This window comes from Fictibacillus macauensis ZFHKF-1, assembly GCF_000269865.1.
Taxonomy (GTDB): domain Bacteria; phylum Bacillota; class Bacilli; order Bacillales; family Fictibacillaceae; genus Fictibacillus_C; species Fictibacillus_C macauensis.
Window position 1 is genome coordinate 1 of sequence record NZ_AKKV01000017.1, and the last position, 2175, is coordinate 2175.

The 2175-nt window shown below is 34.2% G+C and carries 4 protein-coding genes; all 4 read right to left on the reverse strand.

The window, feature by feature from the left end:
- Positions 1-234 precede the first annotated feature (234 nt).
- The gene (locus tag A374_RS01535; RefSeq protein WP_007200408.1) at positions 235-576 is read right to left on the reverse strand and encodes a hypothetical protein; all 342 of its coding nucleotides are present in this window, start codon (positions 574-576) and stop codon (positions 235-237) included.
- 182 nt (positions 577-758) lie between these two features.
- Positions 759-1100 (reverse strand): hypothetical protein, encoded by a 342-nt coding sequence (locus A374_RS01540; RefSeq protein ID WP_007200409.1) that lies wholly within the window; start codon positions 1098-1100, stop codon positions 759-761.
- Positions 1101-1530: 430 nt separating this feature from the next.
- A complete protein-coding gene (locus tag A374_RS01545) occupies positions 1531-1782 on the reverse strand; it encodes a hypothetical protein (protein ID WP_007200410.1) in 252 nt (83 codons plus the stop codon).
- Between the two features lie 93 nt (positions 1783-1875).
- Positions 1876-2175 (reverse strand): hypothetical protein (locus A374_RS20805; protein WP_007200411.1); only part of this gene is annotated, 300 nt, incomplete at its 5' end.

Consider the following 2175-nt stretch of genomic DNA (forward strand, 5'->3'; position numbering starts at 1 on the left):
TTATTGTTAAACGTCCTAATGGTGTCTTAGTAATTGTATATGTATAGTTCATAAGTTCGAAACCTCCACTTTATTACCTATTTTTTGTATTTTGGATTGACCGTTACTTTTCATCATTTTTACTCCAACCTTTTCTTTAGAGAAACCAGCTAGATTCAAGTAATCTGTTAATCTTTTAATAAGCGAAAGACGTCAGAAAACTTCTGAAGCCCTCTTCCTATCTGTTTAATTCAATCAATATTCAGGATTTCCTAGCACTTCGTCCTTCCAGATTAACACTAACTCCCTGAACTGATTTGTTTCCATTGTGTCTTCGTAATGCAGATCGTTCTGCTCGTAAAAAGGATTGTGTACGGTAGTTTCCTCTTTTTTTATATCAACGCTAATGCCGTTGATGGAGTATTCGAAGTGTTCATAGGTTCCATCTATTACCTTATCAATACACTCAACAATTTCTAAAGCATCCTCTTCAGTATAAATTACAACTAAAAAATTTTGGAAAATCTCTATTTCTTTTGGTAGCTTTATTGTTAAATCTCCTATTGGGTCTCTAGTGATTTTATATGGATAGTTCATAAGTTAGTAACCTCCATTTTATTAGCTATTCGTTGTATTTTGGATAAACAGTTACTCTTCATCATTTTTACTCCAACTTTTCCTTTAAAGCTAACGGCTAAATTCGAGCAATCTGTTAATCTTTTAATAAGCGAAAGACCTCAGAAAAATTCTGAAGCCCTCTGCCTATCTATTTAATTCAATCAATATTCTGGATTTCCTAATACTTCATCCTTCCAGATTAACACTAATTCCCTGAACTGATTCGTTTCCATTGTGTCTTCGTAAAGCAGATCGTTCTGCTCGTAAAAAGGATTATGTACAACAGTTTCCTCTTTTTTTATATCAACGCTAATGCCGTTGATGGAGTATTCGAAGTGTTCATAGGTTCCATCTATTACTTTATCAATACACTCAACAATTTCTAATGCGCCTTCTTCAGTATAAATTACACCTACAAAATTTTGAAAAATCTCTATTTCTTTTGGTAGCTTTATTGTTAAATCTCCTATTGGGTCTCTAGTGATTTTATATGGATAGTTCATGATTTACTAACCTCCATTTTATTAGCTATTCGTTGTATTTTGGATAGGCTGTTGTAATAGTCTGAGCGGAGAAGGGAAGAAGAACACATTTTCGGGATACTGCCGAAATCATCTTTTTGATGCATTTATCGCTTTTCATAATTGACCAAGGATACTGTAATTCTTGAAGAGGTTATATCCGTATGTATGATTTGCCGAATGGTCCAGTTGTGTTAAAAAAAGCAGTAAATCTCATGAAATTATGTAGATGCTACGGCTATTTGTGGTACGTGTCCCAGTACTAGAAATACTTAAAGCATGAGCGTAAGCACTGTTATTCAGCCAGAATGTATAGGAGGATCTTTAGAATTTCACTTACAAAATGGTCATAGGCGAATTCCTTGTAGCTCAAACAACTCGGTGGTTCATTCGCCATTCTTTAATCAAACTATCAAGATTCAATAGTTGTTCGATCTACAAAATTCCGATCCTCTTTAATAATCATTCTGGATAATCTTCTTCCTGCTCTCTTAAAGAAGAATTCATCAGCGAACTCTTGTGAATCAATTTGCGATAGTTGGTTGATAACTCTATTTGTTTTATCATATTCAATTCGTCCCATTAAATCTTCATTCGGTCCATATTGGTACACTACCCTTTTTTCATCCTCAAACTCCTTCAACATTAAAACATACACTGCCATGTATCTTCACTCCTCATTGTTTTCCTTCCAATTCCAAGGCCTTCTGGATTCTATTTTTTCAAGTTTCTTCTTGAAGCCCTCTGCCTAATTCAATCAATATTCTGGATTTCCTAATACTTCGTCCTTCCAGATTAACACTAATTCCCTAAACTGATCCGTTTCCATTGTGTCTTCGTAATGCAGATCGTTCTGCTCGTAAAAAGGATTATGTACGGTCGTTTCTTCTTTTTTTATATCAACGCTAATGCCGTTGATGGAGTATTCAAAGTGTTCATAGGTTCCATCTATTACTTTGTCAATACACTCAACAATTTCTAAAGCGCCCTCTTCAGTAAAAATTACACCTACGAAATCTTGAAAAATTTCTATTTCTTTCGGTAATTTTATTGTTAA

Excerpts from the sequence above, each read along its gene's own strand:
- A374_RS01545 (WP_007200410.1), bottom strand. The coding sequence starts at position 1,782 with ATGGCAGTGTATGTTTTAATGTTGAAGGAGTTTGAGGATGAAAAAAGG.
- A374_RS01535 (WP_007200408.1), bottom strand. The coding sequence starts at position 576 with ATGAACTATCCATATAAAATCACTAGAGACCCAATAGGAGATTTAACA.
- A374_RS01540 (WP_007200409.1), bottom strand. The coding sequence starts at position 1,100 with ATGAACTATCCATATAAAATCACTAGAGACCCAATAGGAGATTTAACA.